Origin of the sequence: Aeromonas sp. S13(2024) (assembly GCF_041402405.1) — a bacterium.
GTDB lineage: Bacteria > Pseudomonadota > Gammaproteobacteria > Enterobacterales > Aeromonadaceae > Aeromonas > Aeromonas veronii.
Genome location: NZ_JBGLRA010000001.1, coordinates 167,935 through 193,042, shown reverse-complemented (window position 1 = coordinate 193,042; position 25,108 = coordinate 167,935). Strand labels below are relative to the sequence as shown.

26 protein-coding genes and 1 riboswitch are annotated in these 25,108 nt (G+C 58.6%); of the genes, 12 read left to right on the top strand and 14 right to left on the bottom strand.

Features of this window, described 5'->3' with window-relative positions; all coding sequences use genetic code 11:
* Positions 1–244: 244 nt before the first annotated feature.
* Complete coding sequence (gene rlmF, locus ACB042_RS00910) at positions 245–1,216, bottom strand: 23S rRNA (adenine(1618)-N(6))-methyltransferase RlmF (protein WP_335830298.1); 972 nt, start codon at positions 1,214–1,216, stop codon at positions 245–247.
* Between the two features lie 148 nt (positions 1,217–1,364).
* Positions 1,365–1,853 (bottom strand): C40 family peptidase, encoded by a 489-nt coding sequence (locus ACB042_RS00905; protein WP_005334331.1) that lies wholly within the window; start codon positions 1,851–1,853, stop codon positions 1,365–1,367.
* Between the two features lie 275 nt (positions 1,854–2,128).
* Between ACB042_RS00905 and ACB042_RS00900 the strand changes: the two genes are divergently transcribed.
* Complete coding sequence (locus tag ACB042_RS00900; protein ID WP_371177590.1) at positions 2,129–2,851, top strand: 4'-phosphopantetheinyl transferase superfamily protein; 723 nt, start codon at positions 2,129–2,131, stop codon at positions 2,849–2,851.
* Positions 2,848–3,696 (top strand): tetratricopeptide repeat protein, encoded by an 849-nt coding sequence (locus ACB042_RS00895; RefSeq protein ID WP_371177589.1) that lies wholly within the window; start codon positions 2,848–2,850, stop codon positions 3,694–3,696. The genes ACB042_RS00900 and ACB042_RS00895 overlap by 4 nt, the downstream gene beginning before the upstream one ends.
* A 172-nt stretch (positions 3,697–3,868) precedes the next feature.
* Here the strand turns inward: ACB042_RS00895 and ACB042_RS00890 are convergent, their stop codons facing one another.
* Together ACB042_RS00890 and ribB are read right to left on the bottom strand one after the other, a co-directional pair.
* Positions 3,869–4,111: an Lpp/OprI family alanine-zipper lipoprotein gene (locus ACB042_RS00890; RefSeq protein ID WP_005334342.1), complete on the bottom strand. Its 243-nt coding sequence runs from the start codon at positions 4,109–4,111 to the stop codon at positions 3,869–3,871.
* Positions 4,112–4,336: 225 nt separating this feature from the next.
* Entirely contained in the window at positions 4,337–4,990 is a 654-nt protein-coding gene (ribB, locus tag ACB042_RS00885) for a 3,4-dihydroxy-2-butanone-4-phosphate synthase (RefSeq protein ID WP_371177588.1), read from the bottom strand.
* A gap of 104 nt (positions 4,991–5,094) precedes the next feature.
* Positions 5,095–5,251: riboswitch (FMN riboswitch) on the bottom strand.
* A 259-nt stretch (positions 5,252–5,510) separates the two neighbouring features.
* Here ribB and purU point away from each other — a divergent pair.
* Entirely contained in the window at positions 5,511–6,347 is an 837-nt protein-coding gene (purU, locus tag ACB042_RS00880; RefSeq protein WP_005344188.1) for a formyltetrahydrofolate deformylase, read from the top strand.
* A 79-nt stretch (positions 6,348–6,426) separates the two neighbouring features.
* Here the strand turns inward: purU and ACB042_RS00875 are convergent, their stop codons facing one another.
* Both ACB042_RS00875 and cls read right to left on the bottom strand, forming a co-directional pair.
* Complete coding sequence (locus ACB042_RS00875; RefSeq protein WP_236280901.1) at positions 6,427–7,689, bottom strand: DUF945 family protein; 1,263 nt, start codon at positions 7,687–7,689, stop codon at positions 6,427–6,429.
* A 107-nt stretch (positions 7,690–7,796) separates the two neighbouring features.
* Positions 7,797–9,278, bottom strand: a complete 1,482-nt coding sequence (gene cls / locus ACB042_RS00870) for a cardiolipin synthase (protein WP_005361740.1) — start codon at positions 9,276–9,278, stop codon at positions 7,797–7,799.
* Between the two features lie 97 nt (positions 9,279–9,375).
* Between cls and ACB042_RS00865 the strand changes: the two genes are divergently transcribed.
* Positions 9,376–9,918 (top strand): DUF1439 domain-containing protein, encoded by a 543-nt coding sequence (locus tag ACB042_RS00865; RefSeq protein WP_201298747.1) that lies wholly within the window; start codon positions 9,376–9,378, stop codon positions 9,916–9,918.
* Between the two features lie 5 nt (positions 9,919–9,923).
* On the opposite strand, the gene ACB042_RS00860 is transcribed toward ACB042_RS00865, so the two are convergent.
* A complete protein-coding gene (locus ACB042_RS00860; RefSeq protein WP_041980377.1) occupies positions 9,924–10,364 on the bottom strand; it encodes a GNAT family N-acetyltransferase in 441 nt (146 codons plus the stop codon).
* 328 nt (positions 10,365–10,692) lie between these two features.
* On the opposite strand from ACB042_RS00860, the gene ACB042_RS00855 reads away from it, so the two are divergent.
* Positions 10,693–11,442 (top strand): lytic transglycosylase domain-containing protein, encoded by a 750-nt coding sequence (locus ACB042_RS00855; RefSeq protein WP_371177587.1) that lies wholly within the window; start codon positions 10,693–10,695, stop codon positions 11,440–11,442.
* Positions 11,443–11,534: 92 nt separating this feature from the next.
* On the opposite strand, the gene aqpZ is transcribed toward ACB042_RS00855, so the two are convergent.
* Positions 11,535–12,224, bottom strand: a complete 690-nt coding sequence (gene aqpZ / locus ACB042_RS00850) for an aquaporin Z (RefSeq protein WP_019445956.1) — start codon at positions 12,222–12,224, stop codon at positions 11,535–11,537.
* Positions 12,225–12,494: 270 nt separating this feature from the next.
* Positions 12,495–12,707 carry a DUF1653 domain-containing protein gene (locus tag ACB042_RS00845; RefSeq protein WP_115544111.1) on the bottom strand — a complete coding sequence of 71 codons (213 nt, stop codon included), beginning with the start codon at positions 12,705–12,707 and terminating at the stop codon, positions 12,495–12,497.
* 381 nt (positions 12,708–13,088) lie between these two features.
* On the opposite strand from ACB042_RS00845, the gene ACB042_RS00840 reads away from it, so the two are divergent.
* From ACB042_RS00840 to ACB042_RS00830, 3 genes are all read left to right on the top strand, one after another.
* Positions 13,089–14,303, top strand: a complete 1,215-nt coding sequence (locus ACB042_RS00840; protein ID WP_371177586.1) for a pyridoxal phosphate-dependent aminotransferase — start codon at positions 13,089–13,091, stop codon at positions 14,301–14,303.
* A 384-nt stretch (positions 14,304–14,687) separates the two neighbouring features.
* Positions 14,688–15,218: a DUF1523 family protein gene (locus ACB042_RS00835; protein ID WP_005350438.1), complete on the top strand. Its 531-nt coding sequence runs from the start codon at positions 14,688–14,690 to the stop codon at positions 15,216–15,218.
* Positions 15,215–15,511 (top strand): helix-turn-helix domain-containing protein, encoded by a 297-nt coding sequence (locus tag ACB042_RS00830; RefSeq protein ID WP_005337957.1) that lies wholly within the window; start codon positions 15,215–15,217, stop codon positions 15,509–15,511. The genes ACB042_RS00835 and ACB042_RS00830 overlap by 4 nt, the downstream gene beginning before the upstream one ends.
* Before the next feature lie 189 nt (positions 15,512–15,700).
* Here ACB042_RS00830 and ACB042_RS00825 read toward each other — a convergent pair whose 3' ends face one another.
* The gene (locus tag ACB042_RS00825) at positions 15,701–16,165 is read right to left on the bottom strand and encodes a hypothetical protein (RefSeq protein ID WP_371177585.1); all 465 of its coding nucleotides are present in this window, start codon (positions 16,163–16,165) and stop codon (positions 15,701–15,703) included.
* Between the two features lie 33 nt (positions 16,166–16,198).
* Positions 16,199–17,134 (bottom strand): pyrimidine-specific ribonucleoside hydrolase RihA, encoded by a 936-nt coding sequence (gene rihA / locus ACB042_RS00820; RefSeq protein ID WP_371177584.1) that lies wholly within the window; start codon positions 17,132–17,134, stop codon positions 16,199–16,201.
* 239 nt (positions 17,135–17,373) lie between these two features.
* On the opposite strand from rihA, the gene ACB042_RS00815 reads away from it, so the two are divergent.
* Positions 17,374–18,069, top strand: coding sequence for an RluA family pseudouridine synthase (locus ACB042_RS00815; RefSeq protein WP_371177820.1), 696 nt, complete (start codon positions 17,374–17,376; stop codon positions 18,067–18,069).
* 140 nt (positions 18,070–18,209) lie between these two features.
* Here the strand turns inward: ACB042_RS00815 and udp are convergent, their stop codons facing one another.
* On the bottom strand, positions 18,210–18,965 hold the full coding sequence (gene udp, locus ACB042_RS00810) for a uridine phosphorylase (RefSeq protein ID WP_005337975.1): 756 nt from the start codon (positions 18,963–18,965) through the stop codon (positions 18,210–18,212).
* Positions 18,966–19,347: 382 nt separating this feature from the next.
* On the opposite strand from udp, the gene yiaY reads away from it, so the two are divergent.
* The 3 genes from yiaY to ACB042_RS00795 all read left to right on the top strand — a co-directional run bounded on the left by yiaY (position 19,348) and on the right by ACB042_RS00795 (position 21,786).
* Complete coding sequence (gene yiaY, locus ACB042_RS00805; RefSeq protein WP_371177583.1) at positions 19,348–20,499, top strand: L-threonine dehydrogenase; 1,152 nt, start codon at positions 19,348–19,350, stop codon at positions 20,497–20,499.
* 136 nt (positions 20,500–20,635) lie between these two features.
* The gene (gene bamE, locus ACB042_RS00800) at positions 20,636–20,974 is read left to right on the top strand and encodes an outer membrane protein assembly factor BamE (RefSeq protein ID WP_005337980.1); all 339 of its coding nucleotides are present in this window, start codon (positions 20,636–20,638) and stop codon (positions 20,972–20,974) included.
* A gap of 182 nt (positions 20,975–21,156) precedes the next feature.
* The gene (locus ACB042_RS00795; RefSeq protein ID WP_371177582.1) at positions 21,157–21,786 is read left to right on the top strand and encodes an NAD(P)H-binding protein; all 630 of its coding nucleotides are present in this window, start codon (positions 21,157–21,159) and stop codon (positions 21,784–21,786) included.
* Positions 21,787–21,912: 126 nt separating this feature from the next.
* Here the strand turns inward: ACB042_RS00795 and ACB042_RS00790 are convergent, their stop codons facing one another.
* Together ACB042_RS00790 and ACB042_RS00785 are read right to left on the bottom strand one after the other, a co-directional pair.
* On the bottom strand, positions 21,913–23,607 hold the full coding sequence (locus ACB042_RS00790; RefSeq protein ID WP_371177581.1) for an aspartate aminotransferase family protein: 1,695 nt from the start codon (positions 23,605–23,607) through the stop codon (positions 21,913–21,915).
* Positions 23,608–23,829: 222 nt separating this feature from the next.
* Complete coding sequence (locus tag ACB042_RS00785) at positions 23,830–24,846, bottom strand: lipoate--protein ligase A (protein ID WP_371177580.1); 1,017 nt, start codon at positions 24,844–24,846, stop codon at positions 23,830–23,832.
* Positions 24,847–25,108 lie beyond the last annotated feature (262 nt).

The following is a 25,108-nucleotide window of genomic DNA, read 5'->3' as shown; positions in this document are numbered from 1 at the left end:
TACCGATCCCTATTTGATTCAATGCCTGTAAAGAGGTCTAACCAGTCCTATTTTATTAAAGTTTCAGCTGTAAGTGCAAAAAAATCTCGGCGTACACCTGTACCAAGGCGGAAGTAACTACTTACACCATGTAAACCAGCACGATCTGCCAATGAGGAAATCGATTGCCAAAGATGCCGCCAGCAGGGGAAACTCGCGGGACTCATCATGAAAAAAGGCCCTCATCGGGCCTTGTGGTGGGGAGTCAGCGCGCGCTCGACCAGCCGCTACGCAATCCCTCTTCATCCAGGAAGGACCAGGCGAGGATCCGGCTCACCTTGTTGCCCTGCGCCATGTCGATCACCCGTACCTGACGCGCACCCACTCGGCTCAACGCCTTTTTCGCCCCCGGCAGGTTCTCTTTTTTCGACACCAGCGAGCTGAACCAGAGGCACTGAGTGGCAAACTCCTTGCTCTGGGCAATCATGTTGGCCAGAAACGCCGCCTCGCCCCCTTGGCACCAGAGCTCGGCCTTCTGGCCGCCAAAATTAAGCACAGGGGCGCCTGTCACCTCCTTGCCCAGATTGCGCAGCTTGCGCTCCGTCCCCTTGCTCGCCTCTTCCAGCGATGCATGGAACGGCGGATTGCACAGCGTCAGGGCGAAGCGCTCCTTCGGCCCTATGATGCCGCGAAACACATGGTTGGGGTTACCCTGCAAACGACACTCAATCTGGTTGCCGAGTCCGTTGCTCTTGGCCAGCAGGGTGGCCGCCTTGACCGAGACCGGATCGATATCCGATCCCACAAAACGCCAGCCATATTCGCGGGCACCCAGCAGCGGATAGATGCAGTTTGCCCCCACCCCGATATCCAGCACCCTCACCCCCTTGCCGGTAGGGAGCTGGCCTGCGCTCTCAGCCAACAGGTCGGCCGCCCAGTGCAGGTAGTCCACCCGTCCCGGGATAGGCGGGCAGAGGTAACCGGCAGGCAAGTCCCAGTGGGCAATCCCGTAGTGATGGGCCAGCAGGGCGCGATTGAGGGTCTTCACTGCATCGGGATTGGCAAAATCGATGGTGCGGGTGCCGTAGTCATTGATAAAGACGTGGGCAGCCAACTCGGGAGTTCGCAGGCAGAGCGCCTCAAAGTCGTAACCCGCCTGATGGCGATTACGGGAGTGAAGTCCGGATTTGCGGTCGCCCGACTTGGGGCCACCGGCTGATGGGATGCGGGATTTCATGCTGAGCCTGCCGAAGAAAACGGGCCCACACTATAGTGATTTGACTCGGGAAAGTCTAAACGAGGGCAATAAAAAACCGGGCTATCGAGCCCGGTTCAAGTGAGGTTGGAAAAACAGTCCGTACTGCGAGCCGTTTGTCCAGCCTGACTCAGATATCGATCCGGCGAGCTTGCCAGAACTTGTTGCGCCAATATTGGCTATCCAACTTGGAGCGCGTAACACCGGCTCGGGTCGAGGCATGGATAAATTCACCATTGCCGACATAGATACCAACGTGGTTGAGACGACGATTGATTTTGAAGAAGACCAGGTCACCCTCGACCAGATCCTGCTTGGAAACGCGCGTCCCTTCATGGACTTGGGAGCGGGTATCGCGGGGTAATTCGATACCGACGGCATTGCGGAACACTTCACGGGCAAAGGCGGAACAGTCGATACCGCGCTGGCTGCTGCCACCCATCCGGTACGGAACACCACGCCACTCTTTATATACAGTCAGGATTTCATTCACATCGGGTGTCTGGGAAGCTTCCGGTTCGATGACAGGTTCAACCATGGAAACTTCGATCTTGCTCGCGACCTCGGGTTGGGGTGCCGAGGCACAACCCACCATTCCGAGCGCGACCAGCAGTAGCATCAGGTGGCGCAATCCTTTATCCCCGCTAAATAGTAAATCTTGTTAAAATACGGCCCCAAAGGGCAATTTATAAGGCAACAGCACCCGACTATATCCAAGAATTCTATCGAGGCAAGTGAAAATCCCTATCAAGCTCACATTTTTGCAAGGAAATGCACGATTTTTCATAATTAATGTGATCATGCCCAAACAATATACAATCGCAAAAAGAGCCTTGGTTCTCATAGATAACTGGCTTTTATCCCTGCTTCAGCACCTTTTTAAAGTGAAAAATAATGATCGAAACCGATCTTTTTTTGTTAAAGCCGGCCAGAGTATGCCAGGAACTGCTTGCTCAATTGCCTGAATGGTTGTCAACCGATGAGCAGCATATCTGGCAAGCCATGACCCATCCTGAACGGCGTCAGGAATATCTGGTAAGCCGCGCCCTGCTGCGCCAGCTATTGGCCGAGCGGCTGCAACAACCTGTCGCCAGTCTGCAATTTTGCAACGGCCCCCACGGCAAGCCGCGACTGCATGATGATACTTGGCAGTTCAATCTGAGCCACAGTGGCAGCTGGCTGGTGTTGGCGCTCTGCCCGCAGGGGCCGCTTGGGGTGGATATCGAACTGGGCAAACGGCGGCATCATCCCCTCCCCCTGGCCCGCCGGTTTTATGCACAGAGTGAATATGAGTGGCTCTGCGCACAGCCTGCTCAAGAGCAGGAGAGCGCCTTCTACCGGCTCTGGTCGCGCAAGGAGGCGGTACTGAAAGCCCACGGTGGCGGCATAGCGGCGGGACTGGAGAAGGTGCGGTTTCTCCCGGAGGAAGGATGGCGACTCGACAACCGGCTCGATGACACCCCTTATCAGGTACAGGATTGGCCCTTTGCCAGCGGCTGGCTCAGTCTCGCGGCGACGGCAGCCCCCGTGACCTTTTACCGGCTGGATGAGCGCTTGAATTGCCACTCGCTTAACCCCATGTTACTCAACACCCTTTCTGAAGAGTCCAACTCATGATCGTCGACATTACTCCCCAGAATTTTCACGCTGAACTTATCGATGCGTCCATGAAGAAGCCGGTCGTCATCTATTTCCATGCTCCGCAGATGCCGGAGTGTCAGGGGATGACACCGCTGGTCGAATCACTGGTTGGGCCCGCCAATGAGCAGGTCACCCTGGCCAAGGTGGATATGAACGATCCCCAGTTGCAGCCGCTGGCCAGCCAGCTCGGCCTGCGCGCCCTGCCCGCATTGGTGCTGTTCCATCAGGGTCGCCCTGACGAACAGGGGATCATCGAAGGACCGCAGGATGAAGCCACCCTGCGCCAGTATTTCTCCGCCTTCGCCCCCAAAGAAGAGGAAGAGTTGCTGGCCAAGGGACAACAGGCGCTGGCTGACGAGCAGCCCAGCATCGCCTATGCCCATCTGACCAAGGCACACCAGCTGGCTCCTGAACGTCACGACATCAGCCTGTGGCTCATTCAGGCTGCGCTCGACCTCAACCTGCTGGATGAAGCGCAGGAGCGCCTCGGCACCATCCCGATGGCGGCGCAGGATGGCCACTTCCATACCCTGAGCTCACGACTGGCGCTGGCCCTGCAAGCGGCAGACAGCCCGGAGCTGCGCGCGCTGGAAGCCCGCCATGCAGAACAGCCTGATGATTTTGCCCTGGCTCAGGAGCTGGCGGTGCAATACAACCAGGCAGGCCGTCAGGAAGAGGCGTTGGGACTGCTGCTGGAGATCCTCAAGCGGGATTTGGCATTCGGCGATGCCAGAAAGACCTATCTCGATATTCTGGCGACCATGGGCAGCACACCTGCGGCGCAGAGCTACCGTCGCAAACTCTATAGTCTGCTCTACTGATCGGAATCGAACTGGCTGGTAATGATGGGGGAGTGCCGGGAGACCGGCATGACCTCATGGGTCAAGTACGAAGAAGGTACTGTGGGAATAAGATGCTGTGGGAATAGTGGGTATACGGTGAATTTCAGGCAAAAAAAAATGGCGCAAAACTGCGCCATTTTTTTCGCATGGATTACTTCTTGTAGGAAGTAGCCATGTTGTCGATGCGCTGGTTAGCACGCATAGCTTCTTGCTTGGCTTCGGCAACATCAGCAGCGATTTTGGACTGATCAGCACGAACTGCGCTAACATCTTGAGCCAGTTGGTCAACTTTGTTAGACAGATTCTGAACGGAAGTTTCCAGTTCGCTGGTGTTTGCGCAACCACCCAGCAGAGCGGACAGACCAACAACACCTACCAACAACAATTTTTTCATTTTTAAAGCTCCCTTGAACTCGCCAGACGTTTAGCAAGCGGCGTGATTATGGCACAAAAAAATCCTACTTTGCATAGTCCCCACCACAGATAAATGCATTAAAACCCTCATTTTTTTTTGAATGAACAGTTTTTGTCCAGATTCGTCTAAAAAATGAGTGCCGTGTGGTGGGGGCACGGACAAAGGTTAACCAAATTTTTGCCTTATTACAATTTCGTATGAGGCTCAGGCTGTACGTTCTGACAACAATTGACGATATTGCACCAGATCCTCGATGGTCAGCACCGGCATCTGGTGCTTGCGACCGAACGCAACCAGGTCTGGCAGACGCGCCATCGAGCCATCTTCTTTGGTCAATTCACACAACACACCAAACGGTTTGAGGCCAGCCAGCTGCATCAGATCGACCGTCGCTTCGGTATGACCCCGGCGGGTAAGCACCCCACCGGTTCGCGCACGCAACGGGAAAACATGACCCGGACGGTGCAGATCACCCGGTTTGGCGCCGTCTGCGATGGCTGCACGGATGGTGGTGATGCGATCAGCCGCCGAGACACCGGTCGTGACCCCCTGCGCCGCTTCGATGGTCACGGTAAAGGCGGTCTGGTAGTGGCTGGAGTTGGCCTCCACCATCATCGGCAGTTCGAGCTGGCGAACCCGCTCGTCGGGCAGGCAGAGGCAGACGATGCCGGAGCACTCGCGGATCATCAGCGCCATCTGTTCATTGGTCATGGATTGGGCGGCGAAAATGAGGTCGCCCTCGTTCTCCCGATCTTCATCGTCGGCCACCAGCACGCCGCCTCCGGCACGCAAGGCAGACAGCGCCGCTTCGACACGGGCAACGGGATCACCGAATTCTCTGAGTAGAGACTGATTCATGGTAAAACTCCTAAACAAGACAAGGACCAGAATCAGGGCATGGAAAGGCAGACAGAGACGGGCATGCAGCGGCCAGCCCACAAGGGCCAACACGGCAAGGTCTGTCTTATCCTCTTTCATCCGGACTATGACCGTCGGCTCCGGCATCTCACCGGATCTGCTGACCCCGACCTGGCAATCAGCCAAGTCGGGCGCTCGCGGGCTCCCCGAGTCAATCGGGATACCGCCGGTGGGGAATTGCACCCCGCCCTGAGAATAAGCGCAGACAGCCTAAAGAAAAACGGTTGCAGATACCAGCCAAAATCCCCCGCAGGCTGAAAAGCGTTTCAACATTGCGCCCGGGATCCCGCTCTGCGGCCTGCTCGCCAGCGCGAAAGACCATGACTGGCGAATTTCTTTATGGCTCGGATCGGTTTATGGCATAGTTCCCGAAACCAAAAAATAGGGCCCGAAAAGAGAGCCTGAACAACGCTGCCGGCGCAGACAGCAGCGCCAACACCACAAACGGAAAATGACAGAGATGGAAAAGAAAATACTGCTCACGGATTGCCCGGATGCCAAAGGGCTCATCGCCAAGATCACCAACATCTGCTATAAGCACCAGCTCAACATCATCAAGAACGATGAGTTTGTGGATCACGAGAATGGCCGCTTCTTCATGCGTACCGAGCTGGAGGGGCGCTTCAACGACGAGACCCTGCTGGCCGACCTCGATGATGCCCTGCCCACCGGAGCCCAACGCCGTCTGGTCAAGGCGGGCAAGAAGCGCATCGTCATCCTGGTGACCAAAGAGACCCACTGCCTCGGCGATATTCTGATGAAGAACTACGCGGGCGCGCTGGATATGGATATCGTCGCGGTGATCGGCAACTACGACACCCTGGCCGAGCTCACCGGCAAGTTCGATATCCCGTTCCACACCGTCAGTCACGAGGGTCTGAGCCGGACAGAGCATGAGGAGCAGGTTCGCGCCATCATCGACAGCTATGAGCCTGACTATGTGATCCTGGCCAAGTACATGCGGGTGCTGACCCCGAGCTTCGTCGAGGCCTACCCGCGCAAGATCCTCAACATCCACCACTCCTTCCTGCCCGCCTTCATCGGTGCCCGCCCCTACCGGCAGGCGTTTGATCGCGGCGTCAAGCTGATCGGCGCCACCGCCCACTTCGTGACCGACGATCTGGATGAAGGCCCCATCGTCGAGCAGGACGTGATCCACGTCGGTCACGCCTTCAGTGCGGACGACATGGCCAAGGCGGGTCGGGATGTGGAGAAATCGGTGCTGAGCCGCGCGCTGGAGCTGGTACTGAACGAGCGGGTGTTCGTCTACGGCAACAAGACGGTGGTCTTCAAGTAATTCGCCCACACGGCCCGTATGCAAACGCCAGAAACAACAACGGCTCCCGCGGGAGCCGTTGTTGTTTTTGCGCCGAGTGTCAGAGCGGCAGATCGTTTACCGTCACCGCGCCCTTCTCCAGCTTCAGCTCGGAGGTCAGCGCTTGCTTGTCGGCCTTCAGATAACCCATCAGGGTCAGCTGATCGAGCATGGGGGCCAGTTGCGGCACCGCCTTGCCCAACTTGTCGCTGAGGCTGGCATGCAGCACGCCGGAGAGGGCCTGCATCCCCGCGTCGCTGTTGAACAGCTGCTCCAGCGAGGTAGAGGCCAGCTTCACGTCCCCCTTCATGGCCACCGCCTCACCGTTGAGCTTGGCGCTGAGATCGGCCAGCTCAAGGGTCGCACCACGTTTGAGCATCTTGTCCAGCGCCTGCTGGATGGCGGCATCTTCAACTCCCTTGCCACCGGCTGCCTGCAGCCCCTGATACCCTTCCAGATCCAGACCGTTGAGGTTGAGCGCCAACTTGCTGTCGGTCACCGCCAGGGTGTCGGTCTCGTTCTCCAGATCCAGCTTGGCAATTTTCATCTGATAGCTGCTGGAGAGGGTCTGGGCATCATCACCGGTCAGCTGAGTCTCGGTGGTCATCCCCTGCAGGGCGACCTTGACGCTGTCAGGCAGTTGCACCGTGAGGGCCGAGAGGGTCATCTCGCTCTGGGGCGAGAGGAGCACACCGCTGATCTCGGCAATGTCGGCACTCCCTTTCAGGTCGGCCAGCACCAAGTCCATCTTGCTCTGCTCTTCATGGACCGTCATCCCCTGCCAGGTCATGGTGAGGTGACCATTCCCCTCCAGATTGCCGTGGAACTCGCCGCTCAGGGGCAGGAAGCTGAACTCGTCCAGCCCCTGTTTGATCTTGAATTCATTGGCCCAGAAACGGCTGCTGTTACCCTGGGTCCAGAGACTGGTGACCGACTCCAGACCGAGTTCCCACTGCTCCATGCCCAGTGCGGTAAAGACCGGCGCTAGCGTGCCATTATGGGTATCGAGCAGGAAGTGGCTCTTGATGTAGAGCGGCAGGATCTGGCTCTTGACCACCAGTTGCAGCTCGATGGGCTGACTGCCCTCCAGCTCGCTGTCGATGGCAGCCAGCTCCTCCGGCGTCACCACGACCTTCAGGATCCCGTCACGGGTGAAGAGGTTGCTGCTACCCGGCAGCCACTGCATGTCGAGCCCGCTCTCTTTCTCCACCTTGGCGATCTGTTCCGCCATGATGTTGTCGAAGCTGTTGCCCGTGTACCAGCACGCGGCCAGACCACCACCTACCAGTGCCGCACCCACGGCGAGGGCCACTATCTTTTTCATATATCCATGTGTCTCCAGGGAGTTGTCTCTGCACTCTACGGGGCGGACTCGGGGCTAGGCAAGTCCAATCAGATGGCGAGTCCACTTTCTTGCGGCTCGCAACAGCATCACAGCAAGGGGCTGAAGAGATAGAAGATGTTCTCCATCGCCTTCTTGTACCAGGGGCGGGCCTGCCATTGGGCCAGGGTCATCGGGGTGGCTTCCGCCATATAGCCCTGTACCAACCGGGTCATCTGGGCCACGAACGAGGGGTTATCCACCAACAGGGTCACCTCGAAGTTGAGCCAGAGGCTGCGCCGATCCAGATTGACCGTCCCCACCAGCGCGAAGTCATCATCCACCAGCACGCTCTTGGTATGGAGCAGACCGGCATCGTAGCGGTAGATCTCCACCCCGGCCGCCAGCAGCTCCTCCATAAAGGCGTTGCAGGCGTAATTGGCCATGATGGAGTCATTGCGTGCCGGCAACACCAGCTGCACCTGCACTCCGCGCGCCGCTGCCGAACTGAGTGCGGCTGCCAACGGATCGTCGGGTACAAAGTAAGGGGTCGTCAGCACCAGATGGCTGCGCGCCTGATAGATGGCCAGCAGCAGGCTCTGCTGGATGCAGTCGCCGCCGACGAAGGGGCCGGACGGGATCAGCTGGGCGCGGTAGTTGGTCTGGGGCCAGGCCTCCGGCTCATGCTGCAGACTGTCGAGCAGCCGCTCGCCGGTCTCCATCTCCCAGTCCCAGACAAAGATCGACCACATCAGCGGCACCATGGGGCCCTGCACCCGGATCATGATGTCGACCCACTGGCCGACCCCTGCATCCTGCTTGAAGAAACGGGGATCCACCATGTTCATGGAGCCGGTGTAACCCACCCTGTCATCGATCACCACCAGCTTGCGGTGCATCCGCAGATCCTGACGCTGGAACAGAATGCGCCAGGCGCCGACCGGCAGCACCTCCACCAACTTGACCCCCGCCTTGCGCAGCTTTTTGGGCCAGTGGGAGCGGAAGAACTGTTTACTGCCCACCGAATCTAGCAGCAAGCGACAATCCACGCCGCGTTGCGCCACTTCAATCAGCGCCTCGCACACCTCGTCGGCATCGCCGCCCGGATGCCAGATATAGAACTCCAGATAGCAGGAGAGCGTCGAGCGACGGATATCCTGGGCAATCTCGCGCAAGATCCAGTCCGGCTTGTTGAGCAAGGTCATGCGGTTGCCGGAGAGCATCGGCATGGCGAGCCGTCCCTGGATGAGATCGTGCAGCGGCTGTGCTTTGGCGCCCACTTCGCAGCAGTGCTGCGGGAACAGACGGGCCAGCTGGCGGATCCAGATCGCATAAGGGCGATACATGGCCTGTGCCCGCTCGGCACGGCGGCGCCCCAGCTTTATTTCACCAAACAGCACATAGAAGCCCACCCCGGCAAACGGAATGGCATAGATCAGCGCCAGCCAGGCCAGCGACACCCCGATGGGACGGCGTTTCATCACCACCCGAAACGACACACCGGTGACAATCACGGTATGAAAAAGCAGTAGCAGCCAACCCAGAAAACGGGAAAACAGCAGTTGGAGATCGTGTTCCAGACCGTTAAACAACGGGGACTCCTTCTAATCGACAAACAGCGCGGTGGGCAGACCCCAACCGGCCGGGATGGTATGCTGTAAGGCAAATCCATTCTATCAGGTCGCACGCATGATCCTGCAATCTATGCTGCTCAGCCTGGCCATGCTAGGCCAAGGCTCATATGACATCAATGAGCAACAGATAAACCAGTACCTGCAATCTCAGGTGCAAGTCGACAAACAGCTGGAGCTGCCGGGCATCATCAAGGCCCATGTGACGCTTGAGCAGAGCGACGTCCAAATCGGTCGCCAACGCCCCGATACCGCCCGGGTCTATGGCAAGGGCAAGCTCAAAATCGCCCTGCCAGACAATACCGAATATGACGCCCGCCTGCAGATGACCTATGAGGCGAGACCCCGCTATGACAAGAACCAGAGCGCCCTGTTTCTCGATAACATGAAGCTGGTGGAGTACAAGCTGGAGCCGGAGGCGGCCGAGAAAAAATTCGGGCTGATGCTCAACATGCTGCTGCAGAGCATGGAGAAGCGGCTCGAGACCAAACCGGTCTACAAACTCAATGACAAGGATCCGGATCAGGCCTGGCTGAAGGAGAATCTGCTGGGGCTGGAGCTGTCACCGGGCAAGATCCACCTGCTGACCAAACCCCGCTAAACCGCTCAATTCAGGAGGGGCTGGGTGGTATCCCGTACCAGCAGCTCCACCTGATAACCCTGCTGCTGCTGCCGCTCGTAGAGGGAGAAGAGCGACCCGCTCAATTGATTGAGGGGCATATCGGCAAACCCGGCCTTGAGATAGAAAGGCTTCTCGAAGGGTAGCGCCTGACAGACCACAGGTTTGTCCAACAGACCGTGACAGGCGTGCTGCAACAGCCGAGATCCCAATCCCAGCGACTGGTAGTGGGGCAACAGGCGAAAGCCGCACAGATGGTAAAACTCCTCCTCGTCCCGCAACCGTACCGCCCCCACCAGCCAGTGAGCATCACGCACGACAAAGATCCGCTCGGCCAGATCCGGCACATAGTGGGAAAACGTCGTCTCGTAATAGTCCCTGATAAGGGAGAGGTCGGCGTCGCAGTACTCTTCGAAAGTGAGTTCCATCGCCAGCTTGCTTGTCACAGACAAATCCTTTGATAATCAGTTATTAGTGCCAGATACGGTGCGCTAATCCGACCACATGACGCCAGCACGATAGCATGCCTTTCGTCAACAAAAAAGCGGACGTCATGGGCAGCTTGCTTACCCGGTGGAAGAGGCCATGACCCACCGACTGACGGCTAAAACCGTGCTTTATGATGACAATCCTTTATTGCGGCGGATACTTTGATCCCGGTCACCGAATCGGATCATTTGCCCTCTGTTGGCCGCTTGTTCTGCCCTCGTCATGATGCTTTACTCAACATGGTCATCACAAGAAGGAGTATTAGGGTTGAAAGCATGGATGCTGGCAGGCCATATGTTGTTGATCCCCCTGAGCGGATTGAGCCAGACTCCCCCCCCCGCGGAGGTGATCTTCCTGACCGCCGCTCCCTCCCCCTTGCGTCCAGTCAAAGATGCCACTCCCGTCCCAAAACCCGACACAGCTCAAACGACGGCAGTCGCCACCAACGGCAAGAAGCAGATCCAGGTCTATAAATCGGTGCAACAAAACGGGGTGGTTCGCTACTCCGACATGGCGCCCGAAGAGGGCCATTACGAGCTGCTGCTGTTCAACGACTGCTTCGCCTGCGACCCCAAATCCAGCGTCAACTGGCAGACCACAGGGCTGTTTCTCTATGACTATGCCAGCACCATCAAGGCGGCCGCCAAAACCTATCAGGTTGAGCCGGCGCTGATCCGGGCGCTGATCCATGCGGAATCCGCTTTCAATCCGCTTGCGGTCTCCCGCAAGGGGGCGATGGGTCTGACCCAGCTGATGCCCGCCACAGCGCGGGAGTTGGGGGTCGGCAATGCCTTGCTGGCGGAGCAGAATATCTTCGGCGGAGTGAAATACCTGGCGGGACTGCTCAAGCAGTATGACGGCAACGTGGCGCTGGCGACCGCGGCCTACAACGCCGGCGCAGGCGCCGTACAAAAACATGGCGGTATCCCGCCCTATGCGGAAACCCGTGCCTATGTGGAGCGCGTCCAGCTCCTCCACCTGCGCTACAAAGAGATGCTGCAGGCCAAAGGGCTCTGAGGTTAGCCTCGGTTAATGCTCTTTTCTCGCCCCTCCAGAAACAAAAAACACGCCCGCAGGCGTGTCGATACCACACTTTGTTTCGCAAATGATTACTTCTGCTCAGTCGCCACCAGGCGATAAGCCAGCGCACCCAGAATGGCACCGACAATCGGGGCAACCCAGAACAGCCACAGCTGGCTGATAGCCCAGTCACCGACAAACAGCGCAACACCGGTACTGCGGGCCGGGTTGACCGAGGTATTGGTCACCGGAATGCTGATGAGGTGGATCAGGGTCAGGCACAGACCGATGGCGATCGGCGCGAAACCGGCAGGCGCACGGCTATCGGTGGCGCCCATGATGACGAACAGGAAGAAACCAGTCATCACCATTTCGCACACCAGTGCGGCAGTCAGACTGTAACCACCCGGAGAGTGCTCACCGTAGCCGTTGGAAGCAAAACCGGCAGAGAGATCAAACCCGGCCTGACCGCTGGCAATCACGTAAAGCACGGCAGCGGCGGCAATGCCACCCAGCACTTGCGCCACGATATAAGGCAGTACACCGGATGCCGGAAAACGACCACCCGCCCACAAGCCGACAGTCACGGCCGGATTGAGGTGGCAACCGGAGATATGGCCGATGGCAAACGCCATGGTCAGCACGGTCAGACCGAAAGCCAGCGAGACCCCCAACAGACCAATCCCGACGTGAGGGAAAGCTGCAGCCAGCACGGCACTGCCGCACCCGCCCAATACCAGCCAGAAAGTGCCCATAAACTCAGCAGCAACAGGTTTCACATTATTTCTCCCATTTGAGATAACACCGAACAAGACCCGAGAAGGGCCCATGCTTGAACAAGCGCAGCATTATGGGAGTGTGAGTCCAGATTGCGAACCCGGCAGACAGGGCTCACTGAATGTGACATTCGTCACAATTGGTTGATTAGATAAGGGATTTATCATTAAGACAGCTGGCTGCACGTCTCATGCCCAAGGGCGTCATGCGACAACTTGTGACACCATTTAGCTCGAGTGCTCATCCCTTGAGCGATAAAAACGGAGGCGTGGTCAGTCTCCTGTCGGGGCAAAACGGCTGACAACCTGCCCCTGATGCTCAATCCACTCCATGAACATGGCGACGGGACGGGCATAGACCTGACCATCCTGCTCGGATTGATAAATTACCAGCTGCTCCTGGGTTTCGGTATGCAGAGCCAGGGCAAGCACTTGATAGTACCCCCCCTTGAAGTGGCGATAGCGGCCTGGAACGGGTGCTTGCATGGGAAAACCTCGCAGAAGTGAAGACCGATGAGCGAACCACATAAAGATGACACCATGAGTGCCATTCAACTCATCGAAAAGGGGGACGAAGACGATTTTTTACACAAGCCAATCGTGCCACAGGATCCGGATATTGCAACACAGTCAGGCAGCATTGTTAATTCGTTCCCCATGTTTCACTAGTTAACCTTGGTTAGCACCAAAGATCGTGCTGAATTTAACGTTCTAGCAACCCTGTTTTAGGGCTAAAAATCAGGGAATTCTTCTAAAAAGAGGATTGTTCTAGCATTCAATTCTGTGAAGAATAGGGGAAAAGAAATTTGATACTAAAAATCGCCTTTTTCGCCAACGCGTCCCTGTGGGGAAGGAATCACTGTCACCATGTTCACAATCGACAAGTCGCACAAGCTCGACGATGTCTGCTATGACATCCGCGGCCCGGTGCATAAAGAGGCTCGCCGTCTCGAAGACGAAGGCCACCGCATTCTCAAGCTCAACATCGGCAACCCGGCCCCGTTCGGCTTTGATGCGCCGGAAGAGATCATCAAGGATGTGATCCTCAACATGCCGCTGAGCCAGGGCTACTGCGACTCCAAGGGGCTGTTCTCTGCCCGTAAAGCGGTGATGCAGTACTACCAGCAAAAAGGGATGCGCAAGGTCGATATCGATGACATCTATATCGGCAATGGCGCCAGCGAGCTGATCGTGATGGCGATGCAGGCGCTGCTCAACAATGGCGACGAGATGCTGGTCCCCTCCCCCGACTACCCGCTCTGGACCGCCGCCGTCACTCTCTCCGGTGGCCATTCGGTGCACTATCGCTGCGACGAAGGGGCTGACTGGTACCCGGATCTCGACGATATCCGCGCCCGCATTACCCCGCGCACCCGCGGCCTGGTACTGATCAACCCCAACAATCCGACCGGTGCAGTCTACGGCAGCGAGTTCCTGCTGGAAGTGATCGAGATAGCCCGCCAGCACAACCTCATCATTTTCGCCGACGAGATCTACGACAAGATCCTCTACGACGATATCTCCCACACCAGCGTCTGCACCCTGTGTGACGATGTGATGGTGGTGACCTTCAACGGCCTCTCCAAGGCCTACCGTGCCTGCGGCTTCCGTCAGGGCTGGATGGTCATCACCGGCCCCAAAGGCCGTGCCCGCGGTTACATTGAAGGGCTGGAGATGCTGGCCTCCATGCGGCTGTGTGCCAACGTGCCGATGCAGCACGCCATCCAGACTGCGCTTGGCGGCTACCAGAGCATCAACGAACTGATCCTGCCGGGCGGCCGCCTGCGCAAGCAGCGGGACAAGGCGTGGGAGCTCTTGAACGAGATCCCCGGGGTCTCCTGCGTCAAACCCAAGGGGGCGCTCTACATGTTCCCGCGCCTCGACCCCAAGGTGTATGACATCCGCGACGATCAGAAGATGGTGTTCGACCTGCTGCAACAGGAAAAGCTGCTGCTGGTACAGGGCACCGGCTTCAACTGGCCGGCACCGGATCACTTCCGGCTGGTGTTCCTGCCCCGCGAAGAGGAGCTGGAAGATGCCATCGGCCGCCTCGCCCGCTTCCTCAAGGGCTACAAGCAGTAAACAAGGCTCAATTTCTGGCCCTGAAACAGGGCCAGAAATTCTCCGCGTTCTTCTTGCAATCCCCACGAGACAGCACATCGGAGAGATTCTCTCTTAATGACTACAAGTGTGTCTGTTTTCCAAACCCTACTCCTACTCGTGATGCTCTGTCATCAACCCTTTCCGCATTAGACGAAAGTGCCATTTCTCAATAGTCACTGAACTTGCAGGCAATCTAGATTTGACCCAGCACTGACGTACACAGAATCGTTCTCGTTTGTGTGGCAATGGCTTTGTCTCTGTTTTAAACGCCATTTTTTGGCTTGTGGCGCCATAAGGGGCTGGGCTGCCCTGTCAAATATCGGTATGGTAGAGGCACGTTACTCCCCCTCACGTGAGCACACCATGAGCCTGAGATTCAAGAAACCCGCTTTTATCGCCCTGGGGCTCATCGCCCTCATTTCCGCCGCCTGGCTCGACTACTACCTGCCGGAGCACACCATCGCCACCATCACCGGGGTCGAGGTGAAGCGCACCGACAAGGATGGCCCCATCAGCCAGAAGAACCCGGCTGACGGCCCCACCACCGACGTCTATTACATCTACACCGAGCGCCCCGGCGAGAAGATCCGGGTGTTTCGCAATGAAGATACCGAGTGGGGCTGGCCCTTCTACTTCAAGTTCAACGCCGCCGACGTGCAGGCCAAGGCCAAGTCGATGGAGTTCGAGAAACGCCTGGCCATCATTACCTCCTACGGCTGGCGCGTGAACATGTTCTCCATGTTCCCCAACGTCACCAAGATTGAGAGTACCGAGCCTGACGCCTCCACCTGGAGCTTCTTCCGCTGGTTCTGGTTCGGCCTCTGGGCGCTGGTGATGGGCAAAGCAGCCATTGCGACCTGGCGCTACTTCGATCGTCTTGAGGACGAGCTATGAGCGAGCCGAGCAAGACCCGCACCAGCTTCTACCGGCGGCTCTACGTGGCCTGGCTGATCAGTCAGGGCACAGATACGGTGCCTGCCATCATGGAGGCAACCGGCATGCCGCGCCGCACCGCGCAAGATACCCTGACGGCGCTGGCCGAGCTCGACATCAGCTGCGCCTTCGAGCAGACCGAGGGGGCTCGCCACCTGCAGGGACACTACCGCATCAGCGACTGGGGCCCCATCAACCCAGCGTGGATCAAGGCTCAACTGCCGCTTATCAAAGAGACGTTGAGCTATCCCTGAAATGATGTCGAGTCAGGCCTGCGACTGGGGAACCTATTGCAATCCGGCATGGATCAAGGCTCAACTGCCGCTTATCAAGGAGGCGCTGAGCTATCCCTGATCAGGGCGCTAAGCAACAATAAAAAAGAGGGGCCAGCCGGCAAGGCTGGCCCCTCTTTTTTCAGGCCGATGGCGTGACAGGTGGCCCTACTAGGGCATGGCCGAATCCTCAAGCTCCCCGTCAGACTCGCCGCGGGTGCAGTCGATGATGGAGCGCTTGGGGTTGTTGGGATCGCGCAAAAGCAGAGGGGCTAAGCCCTCGTCATGCTTCTGCTCGTCGCCAAACTCGCTGCCGTAGGCGTTGTGGGTCAACCGGCGGGCATTGGCGATGGGAGTATCGACAAAGAGGGCATGCACTTCGAAGCTGGAAGCGGGCACGATAAAGCCGACTACCGGCAAGCCGTGCAGCTCCTCGTGCACCTTGTACCAGGCAAAGCCGTCACTCACCTTGTAGGGGGTGTAGTTGGCCAGTTGTAGATTGGCGGGCCTGCCCGTCTCATCCACATAGAGATCGGTAAATTCACAGGTCGCCAGCCCCTGCCACATCCGCTCGAATGGCGTCGCACAGCCTGTCAGTTGCAACCCGGCCAGCAGCACCAAGCCTCTCTTCCACATTCCCCGCCCCTTCTTGCAAAAATGAACCGGCGCTCAGTCAAACGCCCGCAGCCGCGTCACCAGCAGATCGATAAAGCCCGGACGATCCAGCCCCAACAATACCAGCGCATTGGCTGGCTTGCCGGAGAGACCGTAGCGGTCCACCACCGTCATCCCCACGGTATGCTCACCCCGGGTCTCGATATCGACCCGGCACTCGACCCCGTGGAACAGCTCGGGAGCCAGCAACCAGGCAATGGTACAGGGGTCGTGGAGCGGTGCACCAGCAAATCCCCACTTGGGATCCCGATGGTAGATCATGAAAAAGTCGAGCAGCCCGGCCACGCACTGGGCCACCGGATTGGTGATGGCGCGCACCCGCTCGATATCCTCATCCATCACCTGCGCCTCATGGGTCACATCGAGGCCGCACATGGTGATGGGAATGCCCGACTTGAAGACCATATCGGCCGCTTCCGGGTCCACATAAATATTGAATTCCGCGGCCGGCGTCCAGTTGCCGGCCCCTGCGGCTCCCCCCATCAGCACGATGCGAGCAATCTTGGATTTGAGCTCGGGATGAGCCGCCAGCAGCAGGGCGATATTGGTCAGCGGCCCGGTCGGCACCAGAGTCACGGGCTCCGGGCTCTCGCGCAGAGATCTGGCCATTAGCTCGATCCCCGTCATGGCCTGCGGTGCAAAGGCGGGATCCGGCAGTTTGGGGCCATCGAGACCCGATTCGCCGTGAACGTTGTCGGCGATGATCAGCTCCCGGGCCAGCGGTTTCGGCGCCCCCGCCGCCACCGGAATATCGTCACGTCCCAGCAGGGTGAGAATGCGCAGGGCATTCTTGAGGGTCTTGTCCGGCGTCTGGTTGCCCGCACTGGTGGTGACCGCCAGCACGTTCAGTTCAGGGCTGGCCAGCGCCAGAATAAGGGCGATGGCGTCGTCGTGGCCGGGATCACAATCAAGAATAACGGGCAGTGCCATGGAGAGACTCCTTACAACATCAAAGGGAGCCCTACCTTAGCAAGCTCGCAGCGGCTGAACTCGGGAGGGGGTCACAAAACGGTTCCTGATTTTTTTCAATCAGTTACCTTCGCACTGTCACAGCCGGCCAGCAGCAGGCCGCAATGAGGGGATGGTGTGGCGAGCGTATCCGCTACGCCGATTAGCGCCTTACCCGCCACTTGGGTATGATGGCCCCCCGTTTTCTGCCCATGCCCCCTATGTCCGTTATCGTCGACACCTTTATTGCCCCGCCCTGCAATGCCACCATCGAGGTTCTGTTCGAGGATGAGCATCTGCTGCTCATTAACAAGCCGAGCGGCCTGCTGAGCCTCTCGGGCAAAAATCCACAGAACCTCGACTCGGTGCACTATCGACTGGTGCAGGATTACCCCGGCTGCACCCTGGTGCATCGCCTCGATTTTGGCACCTCAGGCATCATGGTGGTGGCCAGAAACAAGGCCATCAATGCCCTGCTCTGCCAGCAGTTCAGTCAGCGGGCGGTGAGCAAGGCCTACAGCGCCCTGCTGTGCGGTCATCTGATTGACGACGAAGGAGTTATCGACGCCCCCATCGCCAAGGATCCGGCCCTCTTTCCGCTGATGAAGATTTGCGCTGCCAGCGGCAAACCCGCCCGCTCCCGCTATCAGGTGATTGAGCGGCTGGAGTTGCAGATGCAGGGGCAGACCGTGCCTTTGACCCGGGTACGACTGGTGCCGGAGACCGGCCGCACCCATCAGCTGCGCATCCACAGTCAGCTGCTGGGCCACCCCATTCTCGGCTGCGATCTCTATGGTGGCTTGCTGCCGCCCGGCTGCGAACAGGCGCCGCGGCTGATGCTGCACGCCAGCGAGCTGGATTTTACTCATCCGGTGAGCGGCGAGCCGATGCAAGTGCGCTGTCCAGCGCCGTTTTAGAGGCAATCAGTAGAGACAAACAGCGCGAGTGCGACGGGATCAGTGAAAGGGGTGACGGGAGAGGAAAGGCGGTAAACGGCGGATAAAGATAGGGGCCGCGCTTTCGCAACGGCCCCCACCCCCCACTCTTTGTGGTGCTATCAGATCAGCTTGCGGGCAGCGCCCAGTACGATCTTGATGGCATCAGATTCGGTCTTCGCCATGGTCTCGGCGTTCGGGATCTCTTGCTGGGTACGGTTGACGATAACGCCAGCCACCATACCGGCACGCAGACCCTGGCTGGAGCACATGGTAAGCAGGGTTGCGGACTCCATCTCATAGTTCAGCACGCCCATGGCTTGCCACTCTTTCATGGAACCCTGGAAACGGCTCACGACGCGGCCGGATACGGTGTCGTAACGCTCCTGACCCGGGTAGAAGGTGTCAGAGGAGGCAGTCACACCGATGTGCAGCTTGGAGCCCATCTCTTTGGCGGTGTTCACCAGCGCGGTGGTGCAGTCGAAGTCGGCAACAGCCGGGAACTCCATCGGTGCAAAGTGCAGGCTGGCACCGTCGAGGCGCACGGAGCCGGTGGTCACGATCACATCACCCACGTTCAGGTGCGGCTGGATGGCGCCGGTGGTGCCGATACGCAGGAAGGTGCGGATGCCCAGCTGGGCCAGCTCTTCTACCGCGATGGAGGTGGACGGGCCACCGATACCGGTAGAGCAGATGATCACGGCCTTGCCGTCCATCTCGCCGCGCCAGGTAGTGAATTCACGATGGCTGGCCAGGTGCACCGGGTTATCCAACAGCTCTGCGATACGCTTCACGCGCTCGGGGTCACCGGGGACGATCGCCAGGGTGGCGCCTTGCAGATCCGCTTTCTTCAAACCCAAGTGAAATACATCAGACATATTGGACTCCTGGTTGCCCCCTGCCAGCATGGTCAGGGCACAAGTTAAGATGATTCTTTATGATACTTTCAAGCCTTTACCCCCCTCTTCGGGGAGGCGCCAACTATGGTCGAAAGCGCTTTCCAATTCCTTGAAGCGCCTCACACTTCCACGCATTGACAGTGACAAACATTGCGCAAAACGTTTGCTAACTCAATGAAATAATTGACAAACGTTTTTCTTCAAATCGAGTCAGATGCGGGAAAGTCAAGCCTGGTTCAGCGCTTAATTAACGACTCGTGATCGACCCCGTAAAGTTGTAAACAAGATGCTTTTGTATCCCTTTCTAGATGGTAGCCTAGCTCTCAAATACCACTTAATGGCTAACTATAGGAAGTCCATCATGGCTACATTCAAGTTCTATATTCCCGCTATCAACCTGATGGGTGCCGGCTGTCTGCAAGAGGCTGCCGCCGATATCAAGGGTTACGGCTATCGCAAGGCACTGATCGTCACCGACAAAATCCTCAACCAGATCGGCGTGGTCGCCAAGCTCATCACCCTGTTGGCTGAACATGGCATTGAAAGCGCAGTTTTCGATGAGACCAAACCCAACCCCACCACCAACAACGTTGAAGCGGGTCTGACCATGATCAAGGCCAACGGCTGCGACTGCGTCATCTCGCTGGGTGGCGGCTCGCCCCACGACTGCGCCAAGGGTATCGCGCTGGTCGCCGCCAACGGTGGCAGCATCAAGGATTACGAAGGGGTGGATCGCTCCGCCAAACCGCAACTGCCGCTTATCGCCATCAACACCACCGCCGGTACCGCCTCCGAGATGACCCGCTTCTGCATCATCACCGACGAAGCGCGCCACGTGAAAATGGCCATCATCGACAAGCACGTTACCCCGCTGATGTCGGTCAACGACCCCGAGCTGATGCTGGCCAAGCCAGCGGGTCTCACCGCCGCCACCGGTATGGATGCCCTGACCCACGCCATCGAAGCCTATGTCTCCACCATCGCCACCCCGGTGACCGATGCCAGCGCCGTGATGGCCATCGAGCTGATTGCCAAGCACCTGCGCACCGCCGTTCACCATGGCGATGACCTGCATGCCCGCGAGCAGATGGCCTACGCCCAGTTCCTGGCCGGCATGGCTTTCAACAACGCAAGCCTGGGCTATGTGCACGCCATGGCCCACCAGCTGGGCGGTTTCTACGACCTGCCCCACGGTGTATGCAACGCCGTGCTGCTGCCCCACGTTCAGGCGTTCAACGCCCAGGTGAGCGCGGCTCGTCTGAAGGATGTCGCCCGCTACATGGGGGTGGATGTGAGCGCCATGAACGATGAGCAGGGCGCCGCCGCTGCCATTGCCGCCATCAAGCAACTGGCGCTGGATGTGAAGATCCCGGCCGGTCTGGAGCAGCTCGGCGTCAAGGCCGATGACTTCGATACCCTGGCCAGCAACGCCCTGAAAGATGCTTGCGGCTTCACCAATCCGAAACAGGCGAGCCACGAAGAGATCGTTGCCATCTTCCGCGCGGCGATGTGACAGCAGCCGGATTGCCAGAAAGGGTCGCAGTGCGGCCCTTTTTATTGGCTGATGGATCAATGGCTTTTTACTTCCGTGGAGGGAGTCGGTATGATTTGCCGAGCCAAAAAGACTGTATGGATGATCTGAACTCGATATGCGGATGAAACACCTGATTGCCGCGGCTTTGACCGCCCTCACCCTCTCCGGTTGCAGCCTGGTCTATCGTATCGATATTCCCCAAGGCAACTATGTGGAACAAAAACAGGTCGACAAACTGCGCCAGGGGATGACCCGCGAGCAGGTCAGCTATGTACTGGGGACCCCCATGCTGCGTGACGGCTTTGACCCCAACACCTGGTACTACCTCTATGAATTCCAGCCGGGCCACGGCGACAAGGAGCGCAAAGAGCTCACTGTCACCTTCGCCAATGACAGGCTGACCACAGTGACGGGTGACTTCCCGCTGCCAGCAGCTTTCAATACCCCGCTCTGATATCCCGCAAAACCGGCCTCGCGCCGGTTTTGTTTTATCCAGCCCCGCGTAATTCATCCTGCCCTTGATCCTGTCAGGGGATACAGTGTCATCTCCCCCATTGCAGCTGCTCGCAAATTGCCTGATGCTGATGAGCAGCCACCATGGCATCAACACCATCGAATGACACAGGGAGAATCCCCATGAGCCGGATCCTGATTGCCGGAGCCAGCGGCCTGATCGGTCGCGAACTGGTGCAGCAACTGCCTGCCGAACATGAACTGACCCTGCTCTGTCGCAAGCCGGGCAAGGATGCACACCACTGGCTGCCGGTCAATTTTGATGATCTGGCCAGCGTCACCCTCTCCCGCCCGGTCGATATCGCCTTCTGTGCCCTCGGCACCACCCGCAAGGAGGCGGGCTCTGCCGAGGCGTTTCGCCGGGTCGATCTCGACTATGTGGTCGCCTTTGCCGATCTTGCCCGCCGCCACGGCTGTCAGCGGCTGATCGTGGTCTCGAGCATGGGGGCCAGTGCATCGTCCCCGGCTCTCTATCCGCGTACCAAGGGGGAGATGGAGCAGGCCCTGCTGGCCCAATCCTGGCCACGGCTCGCCATCGTACGCCCCGCTATGCTGCTCGGAGATCGCCAGCCACCGCGCCTCTCCGAGCAGATCTTTCAGACCATCTATCCGCTGTTTCGGCCGCTGCTGGTGGGCAAGCTCGCCCGCTGGCGCGCCATCGAGGCCCGTCAGGTGGCCCGCGCCATGATCGCCCTCTCGAAACTGCCCGCCGGGTGCGAGATTGTCGAGAACGAGCAACTGCTAGCACTCTGAACCCGGCCTTTTCCATCGCTATCGCATACCGTCGTTAAAACAGCAGGGCAAGCCAACCGGCTTGCCCTTTGTTCGTACTCTTGATCTGCCGCCACTAGCCACGCCCAGCAGCCAGGGTGCCCAACATCAACCGCGAATATGGTCGATAAAGGCGTCGATCTGCTCGCGAGTGCAGGCAGGATTCATAAAGACCGCCTTCTCCCCGGCGATGTAGGAGTATTTGCCGCGGGCATCGTAGTCGGAGTGGGCCACCGCCTCCACCCAGTTGGTGTAGAGCCCCACCTTGCCGCGCCCCTTGAACAGGCTGCGGTGGTAGTCGGTGTTACGCTGCAGCCGCGCCTTGTAGGCAGGGTCGCTGGAGCGGGCCAGCTCGAAGGCGAATTCGGCCTCCGGATCGCTCACCCACTCGGGGTTGTAGATCTTGAAGCCGACACTCGGCCCCTGATTCTCATGCGCCACCAGCTTGACGTTGCCAAGCTGACTCAGGCGATAGCGGAAGTAGTTGGCATTTTGCAGGCAGTGGGCCAGCACGATACGATACCCCTCCACTCCCATATAGTTGAGCGCCGCATAGGCGCCAAACAAACCGTTCGCCCCGCGGGAGCACTCGATGGTGGATTGCAGGTGGGTCTGGCCCTGAATGTCCCGCTCGAAGTAGGAGAAGTTCTCCGGGTCGTTCTCCATCGCCTTGAGGTCATCCTGATCCTTGATCATCACCAGACTGGAGGTGTAGGGCACATAACCCCACTTCTGGAAGTCGACAGTGAAGGAGTCGGCATATTTGAGCTCGGCAAAGCGCGCCACGTTGCGCTCGATCCCCGCAAGAGTTGCGCTGTTGATGGCGAGCGGGTTGACGGCAAAGTCGTAACCCAGGAAGAAGATCATCGACCAGCCGATGGCGGCATCGACGTGGATATGGGGTTTGACCGCCACCTCAAACTGCTCGCACAAGCGATTGCGCAGTTCGAACACGGGTTTCACCTGATCCACCCCGAAGGTGTCGGTGGTGCCCATGGTGAGCATGATGGTGGGCACCACGTGTTTGAGGGCAAAACAGGCGGTCAGGGTGCGCTCGAGATGGTCGAGATCGATGTCGTTGTTCTCGCCGACCTGAATGCGGATAGTCTTGTTCTCGATATCGACCCCGAGCAGGGAGAGGTTGGTGATGTTGGAGTAGTGACCGCCCTGGGAGTTGATGATGCGGTAATCCTGATAGTGGCCGAGCCCCTTGTGCTTGGCCTCCGGCAAGGTTTTGCGAATGCCGAGCAGGTAGCCGTAGAGGTTACAAAAGGTCCCCCCCTGGGTGAAGATGCCGGTGGCGCGAGCCGGGTCGTAACCCGCCAGCAGCGCTATCTGGCGCACCACCTTCTTCTCCAGCTCCTCGGCCACTCCGGCGTATTCGGAGTAGACCAGATTGGGGTTGGCCAGAATACCCAGCTGGGCGCCATAGATAGCGGGGTCCGCCGACATGGTGATGACGTTCTCGACGCTGGAGGGGTTCTCCCAATCCTTCGACAGCGCGGCGGCAAACAGCAGCTCGGCCATCGGCTCGCCCGGGGTACGCATGGTGGCGGGCACCGGCATGGTCTCGCAGAGATCGGCCAGGCGGGCACGGCCATCAGGCCAGGCGTTCAGGCGGGCATCCGGCGCCAGACCACGGGCCCGAAATTCATTGAGGGTGGCAAATCCGGGTTCGCGAAAAACGGGCCAGAGATCGGGATTACGCGAGAAAAAGTTGGCTTTGACGCTGGCGAAACGGGCGGAGAAATCGGGATGGACGGCATTGACGCTTTCGTCTTGCAGATAAACTAAGTCACTCATTTTTATACCATTAGTACAGCAAATGTGCGGCCGTTATACCCCTGAGGCAGCAGGGCCGACAGTGACAATATCTAATGGCCTACCCTACTTTTTGTCATGTATCAGTCATCACAAGGGCTGGCAAAAAGGCGCCTTTGAGGCGCCTCTTTATATTTCGTGATCTTGCTCCCATCCTGGCTGACAGCGCCCTCACTAACGGACCACCATCAGCACAGCGCCCCCTCAACGCAGGGAGGCCAACAGCCACCGTGCAAACTCCGCCAGCTCGCTCTGCTGCTGCGGAAAGGCCGCCAGCCAGGGCTGCAAGCGCGCGGCGACAGCGTCCGGCCGATAGCCGCAACCCGCCAGTTCGGCCGCCAGCAGATCAAACGGGGCCGGCTCCAGAGTATCGCTAAAGAGCTGCGCCCGAGTGATGACCCCTTTCTCCACATCAAAGTGCAGCTCCACCCCGCCCCAGCTGAACCGCTCCTCCAGCAGATGGCTGAAGGCCGGGGCATGACCATAGTTCCACTCCCAACTGCGCTGACGGGCGAAGGTCTCGGCAAAACCGGGCAGATCCGGCATCTGCTCCGGGGAGATATGCTCGGGCTCAACTCGCGCGCCGTAATGATGGAAAAAGGCCTCCTGCAGCGCCTCGCTCACCTGTTGATGGTCGATCCCCGGCTGCAGTTCGCACAGATTGGCCACCCGGCTGCGCACCGAGGTGATCCCCTTGGCCGCCAGCTTCTTGGGGTCGGGGTTGAGGTAGTTGGCAAGGCGGCCGAGATCGGCGTCCAGCAGCAGGGTGCCGTGGTGGAACCCGCGATCCTGAGTCTCCCGATAGGCCGACCCCGATACCTTGCGCTCCCCGTCCGGGGTCGCCACCAGCAGATCGTTGCGACCGGAGGCAAACGCCTCGATCCCCAATCGCTTGAGCCCGTCCAGCACGATGGCGGTGGAGACGCTCTTGTCATACTCCGGCTTGCCCGCCATGAAGGTGAAGCAGCTGTTGCCAAGGTCGTGGAACACGGCGCCACCACCGCTGCTGCGGCGCGCCAGGGTGACCCCGTCCTCTTCCATGCGGCGGGTATTGCACTCCTTCCACGGGTTCTGGGCACGGCCAATCACCACGGTATTGGCATTGCGCCAGAGGAACAGCACCCGCTGGCCGGGGTCCATCTGGCGGAAGATGCACTCCTCAACGGCCAGATTGAACAGGGGATCGTGAGAGTCGGAGACAAGCAGACGCAAGCGGGACATAAAAAGACCTTATCCGGAACTGGGGGCAGCATGATAACACTGACGGGGTACCATCACTGAGCCATCGCACATTAACCGGTGCGCAGCAGCCGCGATACATTTGCGTCACACCTGACCGCCCCATAAAAGTATCTATTGATATAACGACACAGCTTGACGTGCAACCACGGAAAAAATGCAGTCAAGCTACAATGACAACGATAAAAACGGGAAAAAGTGGCTAGAATGCGACCACTTCGATAGGCCATATGACTCTCTTATT

What these genes read in the sequence shown, in the direction of transcription:
- ACB042_RS00875 (WP_236280901.1), bottom strand. Translation starts at nt 7,689, where the DNA reads ATGAAAAAGATAGTGGCCCTCGCCGTGGGTGCGGCACTGGTAGGTGGT.
- ACB042_RS00845 (WP_115544111.1), bottom strand. Translation starts at nt 12,707, where the DNA reads ATGCAAGCACCCGTTCCAGGCCGCTATCGCCACTTCAAGGGGGGGTAC.
- ACB042_RS00890 (WP_005334342.1), bottom strand. Translation starts at nt 4,111, where the DNA reads ATGAAAAAATTGTTGTTGGTAGGTGTTGTTGGTCTGTCCGCTCTGCTG.
- ACB042_RS00860 (WP_041980377.1), bottom strand. Translation starts at nt 10,364, where the DNA reads ATGGAACTCACTTTCGAAGAGTACTGCGACGCCGACCTCTCCCTTATC.
- ACB042_RS00840 (WP_371177586.1), top strand. Translation starts at nt 13,089, where the DNA reads ATGTTCACAATCGACAAGTCGCACAAGCTCGACGATGTCTGCTATGAC.
- ACB042_RS00830 (WP_005337957.1), top strand. Translation starts at nt 15,215, where the DNA reads ATGAGCGAGCCGAGCAAGACCCGCACCAGCTTCTACCGGCGGCTCTAC.
- udp (WP_005337975.1), bottom strand. Translation starts at nt 18,965, where the DNA reads ATGTCTGATGTATTTCACTTGGGTTTGAAGAAAGCGGATCTGCAAGGC.
- ACB042_RS00900 (WP_371177590.1), top strand. Translation starts at nt 2,129, where the DNA reads ATGATCGAAACCGATCTTTTTTTGTTAAAGCCGGCCAGAGTATGCCAG.
- ACB042_RS00785 (WP_371177580.1), bottom strand. Translation starts at nt 24,846, where the DNA reads ATGTCCCGCTTGCGTCTGCTTGTCTCCGACTCTCACGATCCCCTGTTC.
- rihA (WP_371177584.1), bottom strand. Translation starts at nt 17,134, where the DNA reads ATGGCACTGCCCGTTATTCTTGATTGTGATCCCGGCCACGACGACGCC.
- ACB042_RS00905 (WP_005334331.1), bottom strand. Translation starts at nt 1,853, where the DNA reads ATGCTACTGCTGGTCGCGCTCGGAATGGTGGGTTGTGCCTCGGCACCC.
- ACB042_RS00895 (WP_371177589.1), top strand. Translation starts at nt 2,848, where the DNA reads ATGATCGTCGACATTACTCCCCAGAATTTTCACGCTGAACTTATCGAT.
- ACB042_RS00795 (WP_371177582.1), top strand. Translation starts at nt 21,157, where the DNA reads ATGAGCCGGATCCTGATTGCCGGAGCCAGCGGCCTGATCGGTCGCGAA.
- bamE (WP_005337980.1), top strand. Translation starts at nt 20,636, where the DNA reads ATGCGGATGAAACACCTGATTGCCGCGGCTTTGACCGCCCTCACCCTC.
- yiaY (WP_371177583.1), top strand. Translation starts at nt 19,348, where the DNA reads ATGGCTACATTCAAGTTCTATATTCCCGCTATCAACCTGATGGGTGCC.
- ACB042_RS00825 (WP_371177585.1), bottom strand. Translation starts at nt 16,165, where the DNA reads ATGTGGAAGAGAGGCTTGGTGCTGCTGGCCGGGTTGCAACTGACAGGC.
- ACB042_RS00815 (WP_371177820.1), top strand. Translation starts at nt 17,374, where the DNA reads ATGTCCGTTATCGTCGACACCTTTATTGCCCCGCCCTGCAATGCCACC.
- ACB042_RS00835 (WP_005350438.1), top strand. Translation starts at nt 14,688, where the DNA reads ATGAGCCTGAGATTCAAGAAACCCGCTTTTATCGCCCTGGGGCTCATC.
- ACB042_RS00790 (WP_371177581.1), bottom strand. Translation starts at nt 23,607, where the DNA reads ATGAGTGACTTAGTTTATCTGCAAGACGAAAGCGTCAATGCCGTCCAT.
- ACB042_RS00865 (WP_201298747.1), top strand. Translation starts at nt 9,376, where the DNA reads ATGATCCTGCAATCTATGCTGCTCAGCCTGGCCATGCTAGGCCAAGGC.
- rlmF (WP_335830298.1), bottom strand. Translation starts at nt 1,216, where the DNA reads ATGAAATCCCGCATCCCATCAGCCGGTGGCCCCAAGTCGGGCGACCGC.
- purU (WP_005344188.1), top strand. Translation starts at nt 5,511, where the DNA reads ATGGAAAAGAAAATACTGCTCACGGATTGCCCGGATGCCAAAGGGCTC.
- ribB (WP_371177588.1), bottom strand. Translation starts at nt 4,990, where the DNA reads ATGAATCAGTCTCTACTCAGAGAATTCGGTGATCCCGTTGCCCGTGTC.